This is a genomic window from Halorubrum ejinorense, assembly GCF_039522565.1.
GTDB classification, from domain to species: Archaea; Halobacteriota; Halobacteria; order Halobacteriales; family Haloferacaceae; genus Halorubrum; species Halorubrum ejinorense.
The window spans coordinates 34,017-54,348 of the sequence record NZ_BAAADQ010000016.1 but is presented as its reverse complement, the minus strand read 5'-3'; the positions used below and the strand labels follow the sequence as shown (position 1 = coordinate 54,348).

19 protein-coding genes and 1 other RNA gene are annotated in these 20,332 nt (G+C 70.1%); 8 read left to right on the top strand and 12 right to left on the bottom strand.

Going from position 1 to position 20,332, the window contains the following annotated elements; all coding sequences use genetic code 11:
- Complete coding sequence (rocF, locus tag ABDZ89_RS15705; protein ID WP_343780592.1) at positions 1-906, bottom strand: arginase; 906 nt, start codon at positions 904-906, stop codon at positions 1-3.
- A gap of 135 nt (positions 907-1,041) precedes the next feature.
- Here rocF and ABDZ89_RS15700 point away from each other — a divergent pair, with 135 nt between their 5' ends.
- Together ABDZ89_RS15700 and ABDZ89_RS15695 are read left to right on the top strand one after the other, a co-directional pair.
- Complete coding sequence (locus ABDZ89_RS15700; protein ID WP_343780591.1) at positions 1,042-1,260, top strand: hypothetical protein; 219 nt, start codon at positions 1,042-1,044, stop codon at positions 1,258-1,260.
- A gap of 116 nt (positions 1,261-1,376) precedes the next feature.
- Positions 1,377-1,910, top strand: a complete 534-nt coding sequence (locus ABDZ89_RS15695; RefSeq protein ID WP_343780590.1) for an Rrf2 family transcriptional regulator — start codon at positions 1,377-1,379, stop codon at positions 1,908-1,910.
- A gap of 116 nt (positions 1,911-2,026) precedes the next feature.
- Here ABDZ89_RS15695 and ABDZ89_RS15690 read toward each other — a convergent pair whose 3' ends face one another.
- From ABDZ89_RS15690 to ABDZ89_RS15660, 7 genes are all read right to left on the bottom strand, one after another.
- Positions 2,027-3,205, bottom strand: coding sequence for an NAD(P)/FAD-dependent oxidoreductase (locus ABDZ89_RS15690; RefSeq protein WP_343780589.1), 1,179 nt, complete (start codon positions 3,203-3,205; stop codon positions 2,027-2,029).
- Positions 3,206-3,289: 84 nt separating this feature from the next.
- Positions 3,290-4,150, bottom strand: a complete 861-nt coding sequence (locus tag ABDZ89_RS15685) for a nucleoside phosphorylase (protein ID WP_343780587.1) — start codon at positions 4,148-4,150, stop codon at positions 3,290-3,292.
- A gap of 75 nt (positions 4,151-4,225) precedes the next feature.
- A complete protein-coding gene (gene cdd / locus ABDZ89_RS15680; protein ID WP_343780585.1) occupies positions 4,226-4,657 on the bottom strand; it encodes a cytidine deaminase in 432 nt (143 codons plus the stop codon).
- A 78-nt stretch (positions 4,658-4,735) separates the two neighbouring features.
- Positions 4,736-6,313, bottom strand: a complete 1,578-nt coding sequence (locus ABDZ89_RS15675; RefSeq protein WP_343780584.1) for a glutamate-cysteine ligase family protein — start codon at positions 6,311-6,313, stop codon at positions 4,736-4,738.
- Positions 6,314-6,370: 57 nt separating this feature from the next.
- Complete coding sequence (locus ABDZ89_RS15670) at positions 6,371-7,105, bottom strand: MBL fold metallo-hydrolase (protein ID WP_343780583.1); 735 nt, start codon at positions 7,103-7,105, stop codon at positions 6,371-6,373.
- 35 nt (positions 7,106-7,140) lie between these two features.
- Positions 7,141-7,971, bottom strand: coding sequence for a hypothetical protein (locus ABDZ89_RS15665; RefSeq protein ID WP_343780582.1), 831 nt, complete (start codon positions 7,969-7,971; stop codon positions 7,141-7,143).
- 88 nt (positions 7,972-8,059) lie between these two features.
- A complete protein-coding gene (locus tag ABDZ89_RS15660) occupies positions 8,060-10,060 on the bottom strand; it encodes an ATP-dependent DNA ligase (RefSeq protein ID WP_343780580.1) in 2,001 nt (666 codons plus the stop codon).
- Positions 10,061-10,253: 193 nt separating this feature from the next.
- Between ABDZ89_RS15660 and ABDZ89_RS15655 the strand changes: the two genes are divergently transcribed.
- Positions 10,254-10,838 (top strand): GNAT family N-acetyltransferase, encoded by a 585-nt coding sequence (locus tag ABDZ89_RS15655; RefSeq protein ID WP_343780579.1) that lies wholly within the window; start codon positions 10,254-10,256, stop codon positions 10,836-10,838.
- Positions 10,839-10,961: 123 nt separating this feature from the next.
- Entirely contained in the window at positions 10,962-12,599 is a 1,638-nt protein-coding gene (locus ABDZ89_RS15650) for an HTTM domain-containing protein (RefSeq protein WP_343780578.1), read from the top strand.
- A 59-nt stretch (positions 12,600-12,658) separates the two neighbouring features.
- Here ABDZ89_RS15650 and ffs read toward each other — a convergent pair.
- An RNA gene (gene ffs / locus ABDZ89_RS15645) (signal recognition particle sRNA) lies at positions 12,659-12,970 on the bottom strand.
- 83 nt (positions 12,971-13,053) lie between these two features.
- Positions 13,054-13,461, bottom strand: a complete 408-nt coding sequence (locus ABDZ89_RS15640) for a DUF7548 family protein (RefSeq protein WP_343780576.1) — start codon at positions 13,459-13,461, stop codon at positions 13,054-13,056.
- A gap of 109 nt (positions 13,462-13,570) precedes the next feature.
- On the opposite strand from ABDZ89_RS15640, the gene ABDZ89_RS15635 reads away from it, so the two are divergent.
- Positions 13,571-14,029 (top strand): DUF7992 family protein, encoded by a 459-nt coding sequence (locus tag ABDZ89_RS15635; RefSeq protein WP_343780575.1) that lies wholly within the window; start codon positions 13,571-13,573, stop codon positions 14,027-14,029.
- Between the two features lie 51 nt (positions 14,030-14,080).
- Here the strand turns inward: ABDZ89_RS15635 and ABDZ89_RS15630 are convergent, their stop codons facing one another.
- Complete coding sequence (locus tag ABDZ89_RS15630) at positions 14,081-15,106, bottom strand: aldo/keto reductase (protein ID WP_343780574.1); 1,026 nt, start codon at positions 15,104-15,106, stop codon at positions 14,081-14,083.
- An 86-nt stretch (positions 15,107-15,192) separates the two neighbouring features.
- The gene (locus tag ABDZ89_RS15625) at positions 15,193-15,837 is read right to left on the bottom strand and encodes an FAD-dependent oxidoreductase (protein WP_343780572.1); all 645 of its coding nucleotides are present in this window, start codon (positions 15,835-15,837) and stop codon (positions 15,193-15,195) included.
- Between the two features lie 334 nt (positions 15,838-16,171).
- Between ABDZ89_RS15625 and ABDZ89_RS15620 the strand changes: the two genes are divergently transcribed.
- The 3 genes from ABDZ89_RS15620 to ABDZ89_RS15610 all read left to right on the top strand — a co-directional run bounded on the left by ABDZ89_RS15620 (position 16,172) and on the right by ABDZ89_RS15610 (position 20,160).
- The gene (locus ABDZ89_RS15620) at positions 16,172-17,929 is read left to right on the top strand and encodes a 2-oxoacid:acceptor oxidoreductase subunit alpha (RefSeq protein ID WP_343780571.1); all 1,758 of its coding nucleotides are present in this window, start codon (positions 16,172-16,174) and stop codon (positions 17,927-17,929) included.
- Between the two features lie 3 nt (positions 17,930-17,932).
- Positions 17,933-18,796, top strand: a complete 864-nt coding sequence (locus tag ABDZ89_RS15615) for a 2-oxoacid:ferredoxin oxidoreductase subunit beta (RefSeq protein WP_343780570.1) — start codon at positions 17,933-17,935, stop codon at positions 18,794-18,796.
- Positions 18,797-18,924: 128 nt separating this feature from the next.
- Positions 18,925-20,160 (top strand): digeranylgeranylglycerophospholipid reductase, encoded by a 1,236-nt coding sequence (locus ABDZ89_RS15610; protein WP_343780568.1) that lies wholly within the window; start codon positions 18,925-18,927, stop codon positions 20,158-20,160.
- Positions 20,161-20,332: the final 172 nt, after the last annotated feature.

Genomic DNA, 20,332 nt, shown 5'->3' with positions numbered 1-20,332 from the left:
TTACAGCACGCGCTTGCCGAACGCGCTCGCCGCCAGTTCCGTCGCCAGTTCCGCCGTCTCGTTGTGCTGGTCGAGCGTCGGGTTCACCTCCACGAGCTCCATCGACCGGAGCGCGTCGCTTTCGTCGACGATTTCCATCGCACTGTGAGCCTCGCGGTACGTGACGCCGCCGCGGACGGGCGTCCCGACGCCGGGGGCCGCGTTGGGGTCGAGCCAGTCCAGATCGAGGCTGACGTGAAGCCCGTCGACGCCGGCGGACGCGACCGAGAGCGCCTCCTCGGTGACGTCCGTGATCCCCCGCTCGTCGATGTCCGACATCGTGTACGCCGCGAAGCCGCGATCTTTGATTAGCTCCACCTCCGGTTCGTCGACCGACCGGAGACCGACGAGCGCGACGTTCTCGGGAGCGAGTCCCTGCGCGTTCGCCCACTCGGTGTCCGCGAACTCGCCGATACCGAGCGCCGCCGCCAGTGGCATCCCGTGGACGTTCCCCGACGGGCTCGTCGCCGGCGTGTTCAGGTCGGCGTGCGCGTCGAACCACACCGCGCCGATGTCGGCGTCGCGAGCGGACCCGACGAGGCTCCCGATGCCGATGGAGTGGTCGCCCCCGAGCGCGAGCGGTATCCGGCCGTCGGCGAGCGTCCCGGCGACCTCGTCGCCGAGCCGTCGACAGACGTCGGCCGTCTCGCGGAGGAACTTCGCTTTCCCCTCGCTCGGGGCGTCGGTGTCCGGGTCGCGCTCCTCCGCCCGCGGGACGTGGAGGTCGCCCGCGTCGACCGTCTCGACTCCCGCGCCGGCGAGTTGGTCGGCGAGCCCGCCGTACCGGATCGCCGACGGCCCCATGTCGACCCCGCGTCGGTTCGCTCCGTAGTCCGTCGGCGCGCCGATGATCTTGACCGTAGTCATACCGGCTACGCGACGCGACGCCGCTTGAATGGTGGTGATCGACGCGCTCGAAGGCGACCGAGCCGCCCGTGACCGCACTGCGACCCGCTCGCCGGATCGGACACCGTTTTGCGCCCGGGAAGCCACAGGGCGTCCATGGGCAGCTCCGATCCCCGTTCGGTCGATCCCAGCGACGTCGAGCCGGTCGGCGCGACCATCGCCGTCGCGTTCACCGGGGCTGCGATCGGGCTCGCCGGCGCCGCGGTCTCGTTTGTCGCCCCCGACTTCGGGCTCACGCTGATCGGCGTCGGGGTGGTGATCGCGCTGGTGAGCCCGATCGCGTACGTCCGGATGAAGCGGCTCCGGGGGGAGTGAACGACGGGACGCGGTTCGGGTGAGACGCCCGAAGGGACGGTCCCGAGCGGGTCCCTCACGATCGTTTATAAGGAGGTTCCATCGCATTTAAGCGGGCCCGCTATGTATTTGATTCCATGTCATCGATCGAGCTCACATCGAGCCAGAAAAGCATCCTCACGGCCCTGATCAACCTGTTCGGGGAACAGGAGGACGCGGTGAAAGGCGAGGAGATCGCCGACGAGGTCGACCGCAACCCGGGGACGATCCGCAACCAGATGCAGAGCCTCAAGGCCCTCCAGCTGGTCGAGGGCGTCCCCGGTCCGAAGGGCGGCTACAAGCCCACCTCCAACGCCTACGAGGCCCTCGACATCCAGCGCATGGACGAGCCGGCCAACGTTCCGATCTACCACGAGGGCGAGGAGGTAGCGGAGCTCAACGTCGACGGGATCGACCTCTCCAGCGTCCACCACCCCGAGCTGTGCCGCGCCGAGATCCACGTTCAGGGCTCGGTCCGCGACTTCCACGAGGGCGACTCCGTCACCGTCGGTCCGACGCCGCTCTCGAAGCTCGTCATCGACGGGACCGTCGACGGCAAAGACGACACCGCGAACGTCCTCATCCTCCGGATCGACGACATGCGAGCGCCCGACGAGCCGGCCGAACACTGACGGCGGGACTCGGATTCTCGCGTCGAGTGAGTCGCTGATTCCTCTGTCCCGAAAGAGCGGTTTCCCGAGAAACGAACCGAACGCCCAGTCGAGTCGCTACCGCGAGTCGCCCGCGTTCACATGTCGCCGAACGCACTGAAACCGCGGCCGGCCGAGGAGACCTTGGCGATCCAGCGCGTGGCGATGGCCTTCTTCAGCAGCTTCGCCGGCGTCCCGCCGAACGTCTTGATCGGCATCCCCACCACGTCGTGAGCGACCGCCTCCTCGCCGACGGAGATGACCGTCCCCTTGTCCTCGTGGGTCCACGAGCGGAGCGGCGCGCCGCGGGCGGCGCGCGCCAGGTTGGCGCCCGCGACCTCGGCGGCCTGCCAAGCGGCCTGCGCCGTCGGCGGCGCCACTTCCTCGCCCTGCTCGACGAGGGCGGTGTCGCCGATGGCGAACACGCGGTCGTCGCTGGTGGTGAAGTCGGCGCCGGCGTGGACGCGGTTCGACCGGTCGTCCTTGTCGACGTCGACGTCCTCGATCTCCGGCTGGCCGGTGATGCCGCCGGTCCAGATCAGCACGTCGTGTGCGAGCTCCTCCGGCACCTCGTCTTCGCCGCCGCCGAGGTAGACGGCCTCATCGTCGGCCTCGGAGATGAAGTCGCCGGTGAGAATCTCGACGTCGGCGTCCTCCAACCGCTGGCGGAGCGCGCCCTGGATCTGCGGGTCGTTACCGGGGAAGACCTCGTCGAGCCCCTCGACCAGCTTGATCTCGATCGGCGCGCGGTGTTTGTCGCGGTACTCCGCGATCTCGCCGGCCGTCTGGATGCCGGAGAGACCGGCGCCGCCGACGATGACCTGCGCGGGGTCCGAGCGGGTCGCGTCCGCGGCCGCCTCGCGAACGTCCTCGTGGATCGCCTTCGCGTCGTCGAGTCCCTTCAGCTGGTGGGCGTTCTCCTTCAGCCCCTCGATGCCGAAGAAGGCCGTCGTGGAGCCGACGCCGAGCAGGAGGTAGTCGTAGTCGACGGTCGTCCCGTCGTCGGTCTCGACGACCTGGCCGTCGGTGTCGACGTCGACGACGCGGCCCTGAACGAAGTCGGACTCGGACGACTTGATCTCGTCGACGGGGATCGTGATCTTGTCCTCGACCGCGGGGTTGCGGATCGCGCGGTGGACCTCGTGCAAGACGAGGTGGTAGTCGTGCTCGGAGATCCACGTGAGCTCCGCCTCGCCCTCACCGACCTCGTCTTCGAACGCCTTCACCGCCCCTGCGCCGGCGTACCCGGAACCGACGACCACGACCTGTGTGCTCATGTCTGTGGGTCCGCGGTCCGCGGGTAAAGTCGCTTTGGAACGTTCGCGGGGCGATAACGCGCTCGAAGCGGAGACGCGTGACCGCTACAGCGAGAGTCCGGCGTGCCAGCGGTCGGCACCGGCCTCCCGTTTCACCTCGTCCATGCGCGCGAGCAGCTTCACCGCGAGGCTGGCCGTCTCCGCCGCGCGCGACTCGCCCTCCGTTCGGAACTCGCCGGTCACGCGGTTGGCGTAGACGGAGCAGACCGCTCCCGCCCGGAGGCCGTACACGCCCGCGATCGTGAGGATCGCGGACGCCTCCATCTCGATGTTCTTCACGTTCGCGTCCCGTAGCTCCGCGACCAACTCGTCCGAGCCGGCCGCCTCGAACCCGTCGAACCCGGGGCGCCCCTGGCCCGCGTAGAAGGAGTCGGCGCTCATCGTGACGCCGGTGTGGTAGTCGTGACCGAGGCGTTCCGCGGCGGCGACCAAGGCGGAGACGACCTCGCCGTCGGCGGTCGCGGGGTAGTCCTCCCGCACGTACTCGTCGCTCGTCCCCTCCTGCCGGACGCCGCCGGTCGTGATCACCAGGTCGCCCACGTCCATCTCGGGCTGGATCGCGCCGCAGGAGCCGACTCGAATGAACGTGTCGACGCCGACCCGGGCGAGCTCCTCGACGGCGATGGCCGCCGACGGGGACCCGATCCCGGTCGAGGTGACGGAGATCGGCGCCCCGTCGTAGCTGCCGGTCGCGGTGCGGTACTCGCGGTGGCGCGCGACCTCCTCGTGGTCGTCCCACAGCGCCGTGATCTTGTCGACTCGCTCGGGGTTACCCGGGAGGAGGACGGCGTTGGCAACGTCCTCGGGCGCGGCCTCGACGTGGTAGCCGGCCTCGTCGTTGGGGTCCTCGCTCTCGGCGTCCGCGGCGGGAGCGTCGGCGGCGGAGGCGTCGGTCTCGTCGGTCATGTCCCCCCGTTTCGACGAGTGATTCAAAAGGGCTTCCGGCTCGGACCGGTGAAGGCGCGGCGAGCAGCGCCCGAGTCAGTCGCCGCCGGCGTCCCGACCGTCGCCCGCTTCGCTCGCGTCGTCGAGCGTTCCCTCGGAGATGGTGTTCGGGAGGAGTTCGCCGAGGGTGTACTCCGTCACCGCGTCGCCGCCCTCGTCGCAGGCGACGACGAGGTCGTCGGCCGCGAACTCCGCGAGGCTCTGCCGACACATCCCGCAGGGGGTGACGCCGTCGCGGACGCCGGAGGAGACGGCGATCCGGTCGAACTCGCGGTGACCGTTCTTCACCGCCTCCGCGAGCGCGACCTCCTCGGCGTGGAGGCTGTTGGAGTAGTTCGCGTTCTCGATGTTACAGCCGGTGAACACGGTGCCGTCGACCGTTCGAAGCGCGGCGCCGACGCGGTACTCGGAGTACGGGACGTGGGCGTCGTCGAGGGCGTCGCGCGCGGCGGCGATCAGCTCGTCCATACCCGAGCCTCGGTCGGGCGACCGTTAACTGTACTGTGTCGCCGTCGGATCCGGGACCGTTCCGGATCGTAACCCGAGTCACGCCCCGTCCGTCCACGCGGAGAAGCCGCCCTCGATGAGCGTCTCCGACTGCCGATCGATGTACTCCCGTTGCGTCTCGTAGACGGCGGTCTCGAAGTCGTCGCCGCCGTCGAGGCGGTCGCGGACGCGGTCGCGCTTCCAGCTCGCGGGCGTCGTCCGGTTCGCGACGCGCCACCGGAGCGGGGCGATCCACGCGGCGGCCTCGTCGTCGGCGCAGCCGGCGGTGCGTAGTCCGGCCTCGGCGTGGTCGAGGAGGTCTGCGTACAGCGCGTCGGTGTCGGTCGTGCGCTCGCCGTCGAGTCCCACCCATTCCAAGTCGGCCGCCAGCCCGTCCGCGACCGCCGCGTAGAAGTTGTCGCGGGCGGTCTCCCAGTCGAGGCCGATGACGGGGTGTTCCCGCTGTGCGAGCGACTGCATCAGCCCGGCGAACGCGGCCTGGAACGCGATGGAGTCGCGGACGGTCGGCTGACCCGGGATCGGCCGGAACTCGATGCGGGCGTTGGCCGCCGAGCGGCTGGCCCCCTCGAAGACGGGGCGGACCCACCGCCAGTAGCTGCCGTGTTTCGTCCGGAACGTCGCGAAGGCGTCGTCGAACCGGTCGCTGCCGTCGGGTTCGGGCATCGGTATCAGCGTCTCGTCGCTCGCGATGCGGTCCACGGCGGTCTCGACGTCGTGGAAGTCGCGCGGGAACCGGACCTTGTCGGCGTCGGTCCGGGCGTTGAGGACGGACTCGAAGACGTGGATGCGGTTCGAGGTCGCCCCCTCGCTCAGGACGCGTTCGCCGTCCCAGTCGTCGTCGTACAGCTCCGGCGGGAAGAACGGCGAGTTGGCGCCGAGCGCTAAGAGCGGGCCGGCGATCCGGAGGGCGTACCGGAAGTGCCGCGGCAGCGTCTCGGCGCGGCCCACCTGGTAGTGCGGCTGGACCGACGTGATCAGGCTCTCCGGCATCACCGTCTCCGCCGGCAGCGACACGCCCGGCGCCTCGAGGACGACGGCGGGCCCCTCCTCCGCCTCGCCCGCGTCGTTGCGGCCCGAGTTGGCCATCGCGTGGTACCGGACCGCGTCGCTCATGTTGACCGCGACGACGACGCCGTCGACCTCCACGCTGTCGGTGAGGTACTCGCGGACGGTCTCGCCCGCCGGCGGGATGGTCCAGAGGCCGTCCGAGACGAGCCGCATCCCCTCGACGCCGGCGGTGTTCTCCGCGGCCTCCAGGCGCGCGCGAACCTCGGCGAGCTGCGCGCGGAGCCCGTGGTCGGAGAGGGGCTGCGGGCTCGTCGACATCTCCGCGTTGTGGAGTCCGAGCTCCTTCTCGAACCCCATCAGCTCCAGCATGCGGCGCGGGACGCGCATCAGCGCGTACTCGCCGGCCCGCGACTCCTCGCTCCACCGCCCGTCGCCGACCGCGTAGAACTCGTACTCGAAGCCGACGATCGACTGGTGGTTGTCGAAGGAGCCGTCGTGGAGCTCCTGTTTGACGATCTCGGCCTCCTCGGCCGCGCGCTCGGCGAACGCCTCGGCGTCGACCGAAAGCGCCTCCCGGACCCCGTCGGCCAGCGCGGACTCGGTGGTCATGCGACCGCCCAACGACGCGGCGGGATAAAAAGGTCACCGCCCGCGACGCGGCTCCTGTTACTGGTTCGCGGAGCGCGCGTCGAGAGCGACCGGGATCGAGCGGCTCGCGACGTCGCCGGCGAACGCCTCGCCGTCGGCCTCGAGCTGGGGGAACGTGTCGTAATGGATCGGGACGACGAGGTCCGGCGCCATCGTCTCGGCCAGCTCGGCGGCCTCGCGTCGGTCAGCGACGATGCCGCCCCCGCCGATGTTCGCGAGGAAGACGGAGACGTCGAGCTCGGCGAACCCGTCGAGCGCGTCGGAGTCGCCGGGCCAGAACACGGTGTGTCCGCCGAGCGACAGCAGGAAGCCGCAGCCGAAGCCGGGCGGGTGCGGCACCGAGCCGTCGGCGTCGGCGTTCGGCCCCTCGGGGTCGTTGTGGGCGGGGACGGACCACGCCGTGACGGCACCGGCGGGCGTGTCGACGTCGACGCGCTCCTCCTCGCCGACGCGGACCACCTCGTAGTCGTCGGCGAGCGCGTCGATCGGCTCCACGTCGCGATCGATCCCGGCGGGGTCGACGGCGTCGTAGATCGCGATCGTCGCGTCCTCGCTCGCGACCGACCGGATCCCGTCGCTGTCGTAGTGGTGGTCGTGAGTGACGACGACGAGGTCGCCGTCGCGCGCCCAGTAGTCGTCGAGGACGCCGTACCGGCCGGGGTCGGTGTAGACGACCGGTCCCCCGTCGGTCGCCAACCGCGCAGTCGCGTAGCCGAGCCACTCCACCGCGAGCTCATCGTAGCGGACCGTCATGTCCCCGGATCCGGTCGCGGTCGTCTTGAGCGTGGCTATCGATTCCGGTCCCGCTCCCGGTCGCCGTCGATCACGGACAGCTCCCACGCCGCGGCGAGCGCGTCGTCGTCGACCGCCCGCCCGAGGAGGTGTTCGGGGACGAGCGGCATCGGGACCGGGACGTAGCCGGCGTCGCGCAACGCGGCGAACCCGCCGAGGGTCTCGACGACGGTCCCGTCGTCCCCGCGGCGAACGCGGAAGCGCTTGTCCGCCGGGTCGCGCCGGTACGCGAAGGGGAACGCCTCGTCCGGCGGCGTCCGGAGGCTCTCGACGCCCCCGAGGACCGCGACCGGATCGCCGTCGACCTCGCAGACGAGTCGCGGGACGACCGGGCGCCCGGCGTCGTCGGAGGCGGCGGCGTCGACGTCGGGGTGCGCCGTGACCGGACCCGCCGGGGTGTCCGTCTCGCGCCAGTCGAAGGTCGGCTCGCCGAGTCCCTCCGTACGGACGCAGGCGTACCCGCCCCCGGAGACCGGGATCCGGTCGGGGCCGAGATGGAACGTCCGTCGGCCGTCGCGTCGCGCTGCGAGCAGCGGCGGCTCGGCGAGGAGGTCCCGGACCGCGTCGGCGGTGGCGGCGTCGCGGGCGACGAACAGGGCGCGGCGGTCGCGGTCGAGCGCGTGACCGAGCCGTGAGGTGATCACGATGGGCGTCGCGTCGTCCGCCGCGAGCGGCTCCACCGCGACGCGGTCGTCGCCGCGGGTCGCGATCGCCGGCGGCTCGGCGCCCGATTCGGGGCGGGTGATCTCGTACCCCGCGGCCGCGAGCCGGTCGACGGCCGCGTCGGTGAGGTCGCGCCGCGTCGCGTCGCCGAGCGGGCCTGGCATAGGCGACCGTACGGGCCCGAACGTGAAGGGGTTTCGCGTGGCGGAACGCGGGTCGTCAGGCTGGCGGGCGCGTCCCTCGCCGCCCGGCTCAGTCGTCGCCGACGAGCCGCCGGACGCGGGCGAGCGAGTCGGCGTCGGCGACGCCTTTGTCCTCGCGGACGCCGACGAAGCGGGGGAACCGGAGGGCGTAGCCGGCCGAGTAGGTCGGCGAGCGCTGTATCTCCTCGTAGCCGACCTCGACCACCAGTTCCGGGTCGAACGCGACCGTGGTGCCCGCCTCGCCGACGACGTGGGGCTCCAGTCGCTCCGTGAGGTCAGCGAGCGCCTCGTCCGTGATCCCCGTGGCGACCTTGCCCACCGTGGCGTACCCCGGAGGTGCGAGGTCGTCGCCGTCGAGGCGGCCCGACCCGTCGCCGTCCGTCACGCCGTTCGGGTCGACCGCGTCGCCTGAGTCGACCGCACCGGCCGACCGGGCGCCCCCGTCCGCGTCGCGAACGGCGAGCAGGAACGTCCCGAACAGCTCCGCGCGGCGCCCCTCGCCCCACTCGGCGCCGACGACGACGGCGTCGAGCGTCTCCACGTCGGGCTTGCGCTTCAGCCAGTCGCGCCCGCGGTCGCCGGGCGTGTACGCCGCCTCGGGGTTCTTCAGCATGACGCCCTCGTGGCCGGCGTCGAGGGCGGCCCGCTCCGCGGCCGCGACGGTGTCCGCGTCGTCGGCGAGCGTGAGGTCCTCCGCCGCGTCGGGCAGGACCGCTCGGAGTCGCTCGTGGCGCGTCAGGAGAGGGTCGTCGAGCAGGTCGGCGCCGTCCGCGTGGAGGCAGTCGAACGCGTGGAGACGGAGCGAGACCGTCTCGCGCATGCGGTCGACGTCGTGTTTTCGGCGGAACCGCCTGAGCACCTCCTGAAACGGGAGGGGATCCCCGGCGTCGTCGACCGCGACGACCTCGCCGTCCAAGATGACCGGGACGTCGACGCGCGCCGCGACGTACTCGGCTATCTCCGGGAGCGCCTCGGTCACGTCGTCCATGTTCCGCGAGTAGAGCCGCGGTCCGAGCGCCGACCCGTCGTCCGGTCGGTCCTCCCCGTCGCCGTTCATCTGAGCGGTGCCGGCCGGGGCGGTGCCGGCCGGGGCGTAGTGGACCTGAACGCGCGCGCCGTCGAACTTCGTCTCGACGGCGACCTCACCGAACGAGTCGACCGCGTCGGTGGCGGTGCCCGCCTGCGCGAGCATCGCCTGGACCGGTCGGCCGACCCGCAGCGACTCCTCGCCGAGGCCGTCGAGCCCCTCGTCGCGGGCGCGCACCGCGACGCGACCGTAGTCGTTCGTCACTTGGAGGGCGCGCTCGACGGCCGCGACCGCGTCCGCCGGCGCGTCGAGTTCGGGCTCGTCGGTCGCGTCCGAGTCGGTGGACGCCTCGGGTTCCGGACCGTCCGGTTCCGAGTCGCCGTCCTCGGACCGAGGTTCCGGGGCGAGGAACGCCTCCGCTATCGCGTCTCGGACCGTCCCCTCGCCGACGCCCAGTCGCATCTCGCCGAGGACCAGCCTGGCGAGGAACGCCGCCTCGCTCGGGGAACACCGGGTGAACAGTCCGAACAGCGTGTCTCGCTTGCGGGACTCGCTCCCGTCGCCGCTCTCGGCCGCGAGTTCGCGCAGGCGCTCGTCCACCGCGGCGACCGTGAGCGCGTCGCGCCCGGCGCCGAAGGCGACGAGCCCCTGCTGGCCGCCGAAGTCGTACTCGGCCGCGACGGCGCCGATCTCTCCGCGTTCCGCCAGTCGGTCCTCGACGTCGTCCGCGGAGACGTTCGGGCCCGCGGCGCGGGCGACGGCCTCGCGGCAGAGCGCGGGCCCGACGTCGAGCGTCCGGGTGTCGTGGGCGGGGAAGACGCGACCGAGCAGGAACCGGACGACGACGGGGAGGTCGTCGGTGGGGCCGTCGCCGGTCTCGGCGCTTCGGTCGGTCTCGTCACTCCCGTCGCTTCCTCCGACCCCGGCGTCCGCGAGCAGGTCGGCGACGGCGAGGGTCGTCTCGATGTCGCCGTCGTTCGCGGCCACCCGTTCCGCCCGTTCCGCCAGCGCGGCGAACTCCATATGCGTCGAGTCGGCGACCGGCGGGCAAAAGCGACGCGATGCGCGTTGTGCGTCGGGCAATAGCGACCCGACGCGCGTTGCGCGGCCGGCAAAAACGACCCGACGCGAGCGCACGACGCGGCCGATTCTCGACGCCGCGACCGGCGGCCCGGCCGGGGAACAGTTTTTCACTTCCGCCCTCCTACGGCCTCCCATGTACGTCCGCGACGCCAAAAACCGTGACGAGGCGTGGTTACTGGACGCGATCGAGCGCCTGGGGCTCGACGACGTCGCCTTCCGGTCACGGGACTACGTGATCGCGGTCGACGAGGAGTCAGGCGACCGGGCCGGATTCGGCCGGCTTCGGCTCCACCGCGGCGACGAGGGCGAAGAGAACCGGATCGAACTCACCGGGATCGGCGTCCTCCCCGAGTGGCGCGACCGCGGCGTCGGGGCGCACGTCGTCGAGCGCCTCGTCGACACCGCGGCCGCGGACCGGTTCGACACCGTGTACGTGCTCACCGACCAGCCGGAGTACCTGACGCAGTTCGGGTTCGAACGCGTCGACACGGCCGACCTCCCGCCGGCGCTCTCCGACCGCCTGACGGAGAAACGCGAGTTCCTCGGCGGCGACGTCGTCGGGCTCGAACTCGCGGTCGACGACTTCGAGATGCCGAGCCCGCTCCGCGGGGCGTTCAAGGACGCCGAGCCGACCGGCGACGACGAGCCGACCGAGTCGGCGGAGGACTTCGGGATCGACCCCGACTCGGCGACCTACAAGTACGACACCGGTCGCTGAGGGCCTCTCGCGGGCCGCCGATCGGTCTGCGCGCGTCCGCCGACCGGAGGCCTCCGGGGCGTCGCTACACCAAGCTTATACCGGTCGGTCTTGGAGGGCAGTCCAACGACGCACCGCGACACCATGGACCGAACCTCTTCCACGCAGACCGCGCGGTCGCGGATCGCCGGCGCCGTCGACAGGCTGTCCGCGGCGTTCGCGGCGCGGGTCGCGATCGACTTGCGCGCGCTCGCCGCCTTCCGGATCGGGCTCGGAGCGGTACTGATCGCGGACCTCGCGTTGCGGTCGCGGTCGCTGACCGCCTTCTACACCGACTACGGCGTCCTTCCGCGACGGGCGCTCTTCTCCGACTACTCGGCGACCCAGTCGCTGTACGGGTTCGTCGGGGAGCCGTGGGCCGTGGCGCTGCTTTTCGCCGTCGCGGGCGCGTTCGCCCTCGCGTTGGCCGTCGGGTATCGAACGCGAGCCGTGACCGTCGTCTCGTGGGTCCTGCTGTTCTCGTTACACGGGCGGAACCCGATGGTGTTGAACGCGGGCGACAGCCTGCTTCTCATGCTGCTGTTCTGGAGCGCCTTCCTCCCGCTCGGCGCGCGCTGGTCGGTCGACGCCGCCAGACGCGCCGACCGATCGGCCGACTCCGAACCGGAACCGAACTCGGCACCGGCGGGGGTGAGCGACGCTTCGATCGCGACGGTCGCCACGATGGCGGTCCTGATACAGATGCTGTTGATGTACGTGACGAACGCGGTCCACAAGTTCGAAAGCGAGCAGTGGATGGGCGGCGACGCGGTCGCGTACATCACCCAGGCCGACCAGCTGACCTACCTGTTCGGCAACTACCTCGCCGAGCTCCACGGACTCCTCCGCGCGTTCACGGTCCTGTGGGTCGTGCTCCTGGTCGCGTCGCCGCTGTTGCTCCTGCTCACCGGCTTCCCACGCGCGGTGCTCGGGTCGCTGTTCGTCGGGATGCACCTCGGGATGGCGGTCACGATCCGAGTCGGCCTCTTCCCCGTCGTCGTCGTCGTCGGCTTCCTCCTGTTCGTCCAGACGCCCGTCTGGGACGCCGCCGAGCGCGTCGTCGCCAGTCTGGATCGCTCGGGGTCGCTCGCGCGGTGGCGGGCTCGTCTCGAATCACGGGCGCGGTCCGTGCCCGCGCTCGGCGCGTGGGCCCCTCGATGGACCGCCTCGGACCGCGCCGACGGCTCCGATACTTCGAGGCTCTCCGCCGGTCTCGCCCGCGGGCAGGTGCTCTTCACGACGGTGCTGCCGTACGCGTTCCTCGTGTTGATCGTCCTCTCGAGCGCGTCGTCCGTCGGCTACGCCGACACCCCCGACCCCGCCGAGGAGGTCTTAGACGCCGTCGAGATGGAACAGTCGTGGCAGATGTTCGCGCCGGACCCCATCGACACGACCCGGTGGTACGTCGCCGCCGGGACCCTCGAAGACGGCAGCGAGCGGGACCTGTTACACGGCTCGGCGGCCGACTTCGAACGGCCGTCGCGGGTGGAGACTACCTATCCGACCGCTCGGTGGCGGAAGTACTTCGCGAACGTCTACGGGGCCGACAACGAGAACCACCGCTCGTACCTCGCGAACTACCTCTGTAGCGATTGGAACCGGACCCACCAGACGGCCGTCGAGAACGTGACCGTCTACCAGGCGTACGAGCGAACCACCCCCGGCAACGGAACCGTCGAGGCCGCCGGCGAGTTCGCGCTGATCGAGTACGACTGCTCCGGCGAGTTCATCCAGAACGAGTGACGCCGCGGTGGCGGTGTGGAAAAAAGGGGCGCCGCTCGCCGAGTGAAAACGCGTATGAATGACGGACAGGCGGGGGAGCCCGGCGTTCCGTCACGGGGTATCCCGATTGCCTCCTCCACCCCGCGACCCGACGAGCGACTGGCGTCCGGCGGTGGGCTGCTCGCTTCCGCGCCTGACCCAGTGTCGCCGACGAACCGCGACGGACCGCTCCTGCGAGCGGGCGCCACGGACCGCTGTCCCCGGCGGACGAGGCTTCCACGTTGGCTCTCGGGGCCCGTGCCGGTCTGACCGGACGTGCCCGCTGTTCGGTCCCCGCTAAAGACTACCTCACGGGTGACGAGCGGGGCCTAACCGCCCGACCTAGTCCACTTCGCTGTACAGGGCACCAACTTAAGGGCCTTTCGTTCGGCGAGACGCCGGAGGTGAACCGTACGAACTCACCCGCCGCCCGCCCTCACGACAACAGCGCGCGGGCGTACACCGCGGCGGAGAGCGGCACGGGGACCGAGACGGCGACGACCGCGGGCGCGTGCCACACCAGCCAGCGGTACTCAGCGAACACCGAGGTCGGCTCTATCGCGGTCGCCCACAGGGCCGCGCTCGCGGTCGTGGCGACCCCGAGGACGACGGCGACCCCGGCGAGCGTCCCCGGGTCGAGGTTGCCCCGCTCGACGGAGGCGATGACGACCGCGCTCAACAGCGCGAACAGCGCGATCCCGCCCCAGCCGACGGCGCCGGAGGAGTAGTACCCCGCGAGTTCGGTCGCGTACCCCGAGACGAGCGCGTACGGCGCGACGAGCGCGATCACGGTGGCGACGGCGGCGACGATCCCGACCCGGCGCGAGAGGGCGCGGAAGTCCATACTCGCTCTCGGAACGGCGCCGCGGTAAAAGGACCGGATCGGACGCACCGCGGGGCGCGGGCCGACCCGTTCCCGTAGCGTTTTGCCTCGGCGGCCCCCACGTCCGACCATGTCACTCGACGTCGACCCGCCGGCCCCTCCCGAACTCGCCGCCGTCGACCCGAACGAGTACGAGGACGCCGAGGTGTCCGGCGGCGAGTACCGCCGCGACGAACTGGGGAGCTTCCTCCGCGAGGGCGCGTGGGAGGAGGCGTTCGCGGAGTGGGCCGCCGGCAGCGACATGGACGAGGAAGACTGGCGGATCGCGCTCGACCTCGATCTCGTCTCCCGGTTCGACTTCTTCTGGGACGACTTCGCTGACCGCGTCGGCTACCACGCGCCGGGGCTGCCCGAGGACTGGAAGGAGCGCGACCTCCACCCGGACTTGGACTCGTGGGGGACCGTCTCCGCGATCAACGCGGGGCTCACGGAGCTCGGACAGATCGTCTGCGAGACGCTGAAAGCGGAGTACATCGACTGGGAGGCCGACTTCGACGCGCCGGACGACCTCCCGGACTTCGACGAGTGACGCGGCGTCGACGCGTCCGTCGACGGCGGCCCGACCGAGACCGCGGGGCGCTCAGTGCCCCCAAAGGGTGCCGTCCGGCGCGTAGCGCGCGTCCATGATCCGGTCCCACTGCTCGTCGGACAGGTCGACGTCGGTGGCCGCGACGTTCTCGTCGAGCTGTTCGACCGTCCGCGCGCCGACGATGGGGACGCAGGTGAACTCGTCCCACTCGGTGAGCCACGCGAGCGCGACCTGCGCGGGCGTGGCGTCCGACTCGTCGGCGACCTCGCGGACGGCGTCGAGCACCTTCCAGCCGCGTTCGGACAGGTAGAAGCGCTCGAACCGGTCGTCGAAGCTCGCGCGCGACCCGTCGGGCGCGATCACCCGCTCGGGGTCGTCCGGGTCGGCGCGCTCGTACTTCCCGGTGAGGAACCCGCCCGCGAGCGGGGAGTACGGACAGACGGCCAGATCCTGGTCGACACAGACGTCGAGGTACTCCTTCACGTCCTCGTAGTAGCCCGCGTGGTGGAGCGGCTGGACCACGTCGAAGCTCGCGTAGTCGTTGACGTCGGCGGTCCACTGGGCCTTCGTCAGCCGCCAGGCCGCCATCGTCGACGCGCCGAGGTGGTGGACCTTCCCCGCCGCGACCAGCTCGTCGAGCGCGCGCATCGTCTCCTCTATCGGGGTGTCCTCGTCCCAGCGGTGGATATAGTAGACGTCGAGGTAGTCGGTGTCGAGCCGGTCGAGGGTCCCCTCGATCTGCGCCCGGATGTGTTTGCGGCCGAGCCCCGAGTCGTTCGGGCCGGGCTCGCCGCGCCCGTCGAACGGGAAGTACACCTTCGAGGCGATCACGTAGTCCTCGCGGTCGCGCTCGTCGAGCCACTCGCCGATGTACGTCTCGCTCTTCCCGTTCGGCGTCCCGTACACGTTGGCCGTGTCGATGAAGTTGATCCCGCGGTCCGCGGCCGCGTCGAGCAGTTCGTGGGCCTCCTCGCGGCCCGTCTCGACGACGCCGTTCGTCTCGCGACCGAACCGCCACGTCCCGAGACAGAGTTCCGAAACGCTGAGCCCGGTGTTGCCGAGTCGTCGGTAGTCCATACTCACCCCTCTCGGTGCCGGTCTGTAAAGCGTGGCGGCACCGGCGGTCGGGACCTGAGAGCGCGTCGCCCGTCAGGGGTCGGTGGCTACCCGAAGTTCTCGACTTTCGCGGCGTCAGCGTCGCCGCCGGCCGCGTCGACGGCGGCCTCCGCGTCCGCGACGAGGTCGGCGAACCCGTAGACGAAGACCGTCTCGTCGGCCGCGCCCGTGAGCACGTCGTCGACGGCCGTCGTCAGCGCGTCGTCGCCGTCGAGGAGGTGGACCGACACGCCGCGCTCGCGGAGCGCCTCGATCCGGTCGGCGTGGGCCGCGTCGTCGGCGCGGTAGACGATGGCGGCCGCGGCCCCCTCGTCGAGCGCGCGCTCCGCGATGGCGACCGCGGGGCCGATCCCGGGTCCGCCCGCGATCACGACCGCGCGCGGCTCGCCGTCGTAGTGCTGGTCGCCGTACGGGCCGGAGAGGGTCATCTCGGTGCCGGCCTCGGCGTCGGCGAGGAACGCGGAGAACTCGCCGCCCTCGTCGGGGTCGATACCGATCGTGACCTCGAAGCTGTCGCCGACGTGCGGCGACGAGAGCGTGTAAAAGCGTGCGACCGACTCGCCGTCGATGTCGGTGCCGAGCTTCACGAACTGTCCGGGTTCGGCCGCGAACCCCTCGGGGGCGCGAAAGCGGAGGGCGTACGTGTCGGGGCCGACCGACTCGACCGACTCGACCGTCGCTGTCGTGTCCATAGGCCGTATCGGCGGGGGAGACACAAACGTGTTCCCGTCGGCGTCGGTCCTGCCCGTGTCGAAACCGGTTCGCTCGCGCACGCCGTGCCACGAAGCGTCCGACCTAGGCCGAGGGTCGGCCGAAATCGTTCGACGAACGTCGAAAACGGGTCCGACGCGAAGGGACGATCGTGAGGAAAGCGGTGAACGCATGGTCAATTATCTTGAGTGTATTCGCGAATTCGGCCCCAATAAACGACAATATTCGCGAGAAGGAACACGTTCGTTCAGAAATGTGTCGGTGACTCCTTCCAGAAGCCTTTTGATGAGTCCGCCGGAACCTTGCCCATAGCACATGGCCGCGGATTTCAACTGGGCTGTCGGCGGAGAGGCCGGCGACGGCATCGACTCGACGGGAAAGATCTTCGCACAGGCGCTTTCCCGCGCGGGTCGACACGTGTTCACGTCGAAGGACTTCGCATCGCGGATCCGAGGCGGGTACACCGCCTACAAGGTGCGGACCTCCGTCGACAAGGTACAGAGCGTCGTGGACCGACTCGACGTGCTCATCGCGTTGACCCCCCGGACGATCGAGGAGAACCTCGACGAGCTCCACGAGGGGTCGGTGATCATCTACGACGGCGAGCGGACGACGATGCAAGACGTCGAGATCCCCGAGGAGATGATCGGACTCGACGTCCCGCTCAAGAGCCTGGCCGAAGACGCCGGCGGGGCGATCATGCGGAACGTCGTCGCGCTCGGCGCCGCCTGCGAGGTGGCGGAGTTCCCCATCGAGAACCTCGACTCGGCGCTCGAAAAGCGGTTCAAGGACAAGGGACAGAAGCTGGTCGACAACAACAAGGAGGCCGCCCGCGCCGGTCAGTCGTACGTCGCCGAGGAGTACGACCACGAGTTCGACTACGACCTGGAGACCACCGACGAGGACTACGTCCTCCTCAACGGCGACGAGGCCATCGGGATGGGCGCAATCGCGGCCGGCTGCCGCTTCTACGCCGGCTATCCGATCACGCCCGCGACCGACGTGATGACGTACCTCACCGGCCGCATCGAGCGGTACGGCGGCCACGTCGTTCAGGCGGAAGACGAGCTCTCCGCCGTCAACATGGCGCTGGGAGCGGCCCGCGGCGGCGCCCGCGCGATGACGGCGACCTCGGGCCCCGGGATCGACCTGATGACCGAGACGTTCGGCCTCATCGCCACCTCGGAGACGCCGCTCGTCATCTGTAACGTGATGCGCTCGGGCCCCTCGACCGGGATGCCGACGAAACAGGAGCAGGGCGATCTCAACCACATGCTGTACGGCGGGCACGGCGAGGTCCCCCGGTTCGTGCTCGCGCCCACGACGATTTCGGAGTGTTTCTGGAAGACCGTCGAGGCGTTCAACCTCGCCGAGAAGTACCAGCTCCCCGTCTACCTCACCGCCGACCTCTCGATGGCGGTCACCGAGGAGACGTTCTCCCCGGACACCTTCGACATGGACGAAGTCGAGATCGACCGCGGCAACGTCGTCGACGAGACGACGATCGACGACCACATGAGCGAGTCCGGCGGCTTCCAGCCCCACGAGATCACCGACGACGGCATCTCGCCGCGGGCGTTCCCCGGCACCGCCGACGGCGCGCACATGTCCACCGGCCTCGAACACGACGAGCAGGGTCGACGGACCGAGGACACCGAGATGCGTGTCGAGCAGGTCGACAAGCGCAACCGGAAGGTCGACACCGCCCGCGAGCGCGAAGACTGGAGCCCGCGCGAGTTCGGCGACGCCGACGCGGAGAACCTCGTCATCACGTGGGGGTCGAACGAGGGCGCGCTCGTCGAGGCGCTCGATCTGCTCGGGGACGACGGGCCCGACGTGCGGGTCCTCTCGGTCCCGTACATCTTCCCGCGACCGGACCTTACCGAAGCGGTCGAGGCGGCCGAGAACGTCGTCGTCGTCGAGTGTAACGAGACCGGACAGTTCGCGAATATCGTCGAACACGACGTGCTCGAACGCGTCGACCGCGTGAACAAGTACACTGGCGTGCGATTCAAGGCCGACGAACTCGCAGACGAGATCAAAGCGACCCTCGAAGCGGGGGTGGAGGCGTAACCAATGAGCTCAGATATTCGATTCACGGACTTCAAGTCCGACAAGCAGCCGACGTGGTGCCCGGGATGCGGCGACTTCGGCACGATGAACGGGATGATGAAGGGACTCGCGGAGACGGGGAACGACCCCGACAACACCTTCGTCGTCGCCGGCATCGGTTGTTCCGGGAAGATCGGCACCTACATGCACAGCTACGCGCTCCACGGCGTTCACGGACGCGCGCTCCCCGTCGGCACGGGCGTCAAGATGGCTCGGCCCGACATCGAAGTGATGGTCGCCGGCGGCGACGGCGACGGCTACTCCATCGGCGCGGGCCACTTCGTCCACGCCGTCCGGCGGAACGTCGACATGACGTACGTCGTGATGGACAACCGCATCTACGGCCTGACGAAGGGACAGGCGTCGCCGACCTCCCGTGAGGACTTCGAGACGTCGACGAGCCCCGACGGCCCCAAACAGCCCCCGGTCAACCCGCACGCGCTGGCGCTCGCCTCGGGCGCGACGTTCATCGCGCAGTCGTTCTCCTCGGACGCGCTCCGACACCAAGAGATCATTCAGGAGGCCATCGAACACGACGGGTTCGGCTTCGTGAACGTCTACTCGCCGTGCGTCACCTTCAACGACGTCGACACGTACGACTACTTCCGCGACTCGCTGGTCGACCTGAAGGAGTCGGACCACGACCCGACCAACCGCGAGGACGCGAAAGACGTCATCCTCGACAACGAGAAGGAACACCAGGGCGTCTTCTACAAAGACGAGTCGTCGGTGCCGTACCACGAACAGCACGGCGTCGACGAGGACATGTCGGTGATCCCGGACGGCGCTCCGGAGAGCGCGACCGATCTCGTCCGCGAGTTCTACTGAAACGGTCGCGAACGACGGGCGGTATTCCGTCCTCTCGCGACGGCCAAAAACGGGCGAACGAGCCCGTTTGCGCGGAGTTCTCGTCGGGTTTCAGCAAGTCTAATTAGGTGGGTCCGCAACCGTTGTGTATGGTTGACCGCTACGACGTCGCGATCGCCGGCGCCGGTCCGGCGGGCGCGCAGTGCGCCCGCGACCTGGCGACGCGCGGCTACGACGTCGTCGTTCTCGAGACCGAGTCGGAAGACGAGTTCCCGCGACAGAGCAACAAGTCGACGGCGGGCACGTTCCCGTCGATGATGTCCTCGTTCGGAATTCCCGACGGCGTCGTGATGTCGTACACAGACGACGTCGTGTTGGAGTCTCCCAACGAGTACTACGAGAGCTACCAGCCGGGCGCGGTGTTGGAGTTCGCGGAGTTCAAGCAGTTCCTCGTCGCCGACGGCCGGGAGAACGGCGCGGAGTACCGCTTCGACGCGCGGGTCTCCCGACCGATCCTCGACGACGACGACGTCATCGAAGGCGTGCGGTACAACGGCGACGAGGAGGTGTACGCCGACATCGTGATCGACGCGACCGGTCCCGCCGCGCCGATCGCGAGCGCCCTCGACGTCGTCGACCTCGAACGCGAGAACCAGGCGATCGGCATCGAGTACGAGATGGAAGGCGTCGAGATGAACCACCCGGAGTACGCGGACCTCCGGCGCGCAATGATGCTCCGTCTGGACCACGAAATCGCGCCCGGCGGCTACTCGTGGATCTTCGCGACCGGCGAAGACACCGCGAAGGTCGGCATCTGTTACATCCAGAACGACCGCCACCGCGAGTTCGCCGAGGCGGGCAAGACCGTCGACGGCTACCTCGACGACTGGGTCGACCGGGACCCCCGGTTCGCCGACGCAACGAAGCTCGACGGCAAGGTCCACCGCGGCTCCGCACACATCCAGCGCCCGGGACAGATGCACACGGACCGGTTCATCGCCATCGGCGACACCGTGCCGACCATCGACCCGCTGTGGGGCGAGGGGATCCACAAGGGGATGAAGTCCGCCCGCGCCGCCGCGGCGACGGTCGACCGCTGTCTCACCGACTCCGAGCGCCGCGTCGACGCGGAGAGCCTCGCCGTGTACGAGACGCTCTGGCACCGCGACGTGGCGCCGCGCGCGAAGTCCCGGCTGGCGCTCACGGAGTTGCTGTATCTCGCCCCGAACGAGCGGTACGACCGACTCCTCCGAGACCTCCAGCGGACGGACGACGACATCTTAGCGAAGGCGAACCGCGGCGAGAAGGCGGGGATGGCGCGGCTCCTCCATCTCGACGACGTCCCGCTGCTCGCGAAGTACGCTCGCGAGCGCCTCAACGCCTGAACGCGACGCACGACGGCGAACGATTCTCGCGGACGCCGACCACCGACGAGACCTGACTTCGGAACGGCTCCGTGGCCTGGAGTCGGGGAGTCCCCGGAACGCGCGCGAGGCTGGTCGGCGTCGGTTCCGGGACGTCAAACGAAAGTCTCTGCGTTCGAGTGACGGAGGCAGA

Excerpts from the sequence above, each read along its gene's own strand:
- rocF (WP_343780592.1), bottom strand. The coding sequence starts at position 906 with ATGACTACGGTCAAGATCATCGGCGCGCCGACGGACTACGGAGCGAAC.
- ABDZ89_RS15700 (WP_343780591.1), top strand. The coding sequence starts at position 1,042 with ATGGGCAGCTCCGATCCCCGTTCGGTCGATCCCAGCGACGTCGAGCCG.
- ABDZ89_RS15695 (WP_343780590.1), top strand. The coding sequence starts at position 1,377 with ATGTCATCGATCGAGCTCACATCGAGCCAGAAAAGCATCCTCACGGCC.
- ABDZ89_RS15690 (WP_343780589.1), bottom strand. The coding sequence starts at position 3,205 with ATGAGCACACAGGTCGTGGTCGTCGGTTCCGGGTACGCCGGCGCAGGG.
- ABDZ89_RS15685 (WP_343780587.1), bottom strand. The coding sequence starts at position 4,150 with ATGACCGACGAGACCGACGCCTCCGCCGCCGACGCTCCCGCCGCGGAC.
- cdd (WP_343780585.1), bottom strand. The coding sequence starts at position 4,657 with ATGGACGAGCTGATCGCCGCCGCGCGCGACGCCCTCGACGACGCCCAC.
- ABDZ89_RS15675 (WP_343780584.1), bottom strand. The coding sequence starts at position 6,313 with ATGACCACCGAGTCCGCGCTGGCCGACGGGGTCCGGGAGGCGCTTTCG.
- ABDZ89_RS15670 (WP_343780583.1), bottom strand. The coding sequence starts at position 7,105 with ATGACGGTCCGCTACGATGAGCTCGCGGTGGAGTGGCTCGGCTACGCG.
- ABDZ89_RS15665 (WP_343780582.1), bottom strand. The coding sequence starts at position 7,971 with ATGCCAGGCCCGCTCGGCGACGCGACGCGGCGCGACCTCACCGACGCG.
- ABDZ89_RS15660 (WP_343780580.1), bottom strand. The coding sequence starts at position 10,060 with ATGGAGTTCGCCGCGCTGGCGGAACGGGCGGAACGGGTGGCCGCGAAC.
- ABDZ89_RS15655 (WP_343780579.1), top strand. The coding sequence starts at position 10,254 with ATGTACGTCCGCGACGCCAAAAACCGTGACGAGGCGTGGTTACTGGAC.
- ABDZ89_RS15650 (WP_343780578.1), top strand. The coding sequence starts at position 10,962 with ATGGACCGAACCTCTTCCACGCAGACCGCGCGGTCGCGGATCGCCGGC.
- ABDZ89_RS15640 (WP_343780576.1), bottom strand. The coding sequence starts at position 13,461 with ATGGACTTCCGCGCCCTCTCGCGCCGGGTCGGGATCGTCGCCGCCGTC.
- ABDZ89_RS15635 (WP_343780575.1), top strand. The coding sequence starts at position 13,571 with ATGTCACTCGACGTCGACCCGCCGGCCCCTCCCGAACTCGCCGCCGTC.
- ABDZ89_RS15630 (WP_343780574.1), bottom strand. The coding sequence starts at position 15,106 with ATGGACTACCGACGACTCGGCAACACCGGGCTCAGCGTTTCGGAACTC.
- ABDZ89_RS15625 (WP_343780572.1), bottom strand. The coding sequence starts at position 15,837 with ATGGACACGACAGCGACGGTCGAGTCGGTCGAGTCGGTCGGCCCCGAC.
- ABDZ89_RS15620 (WP_343780571.1), top strand. The coding sequence starts at position 16,172 with ATGGCCGCGGATTTCAACTGGGCTGTCGGCGGAGAGGCCGGCGACGGC.
- ABDZ89_RS15615 (WP_343780570.1), top strand. The coding sequence starts at position 17,933 with ATGAGCTCAGATATTCGATTCACGGACTTCAAGTCCGACAAGCAGCCG.
- ABDZ89_RS15610 (WP_343780568.1), top strand. The coding sequence starts at position 18,925 with ATGGTTGACCGCTACGACGTCGCGATCGCCGGCGCCGGTCCGGCGGGC.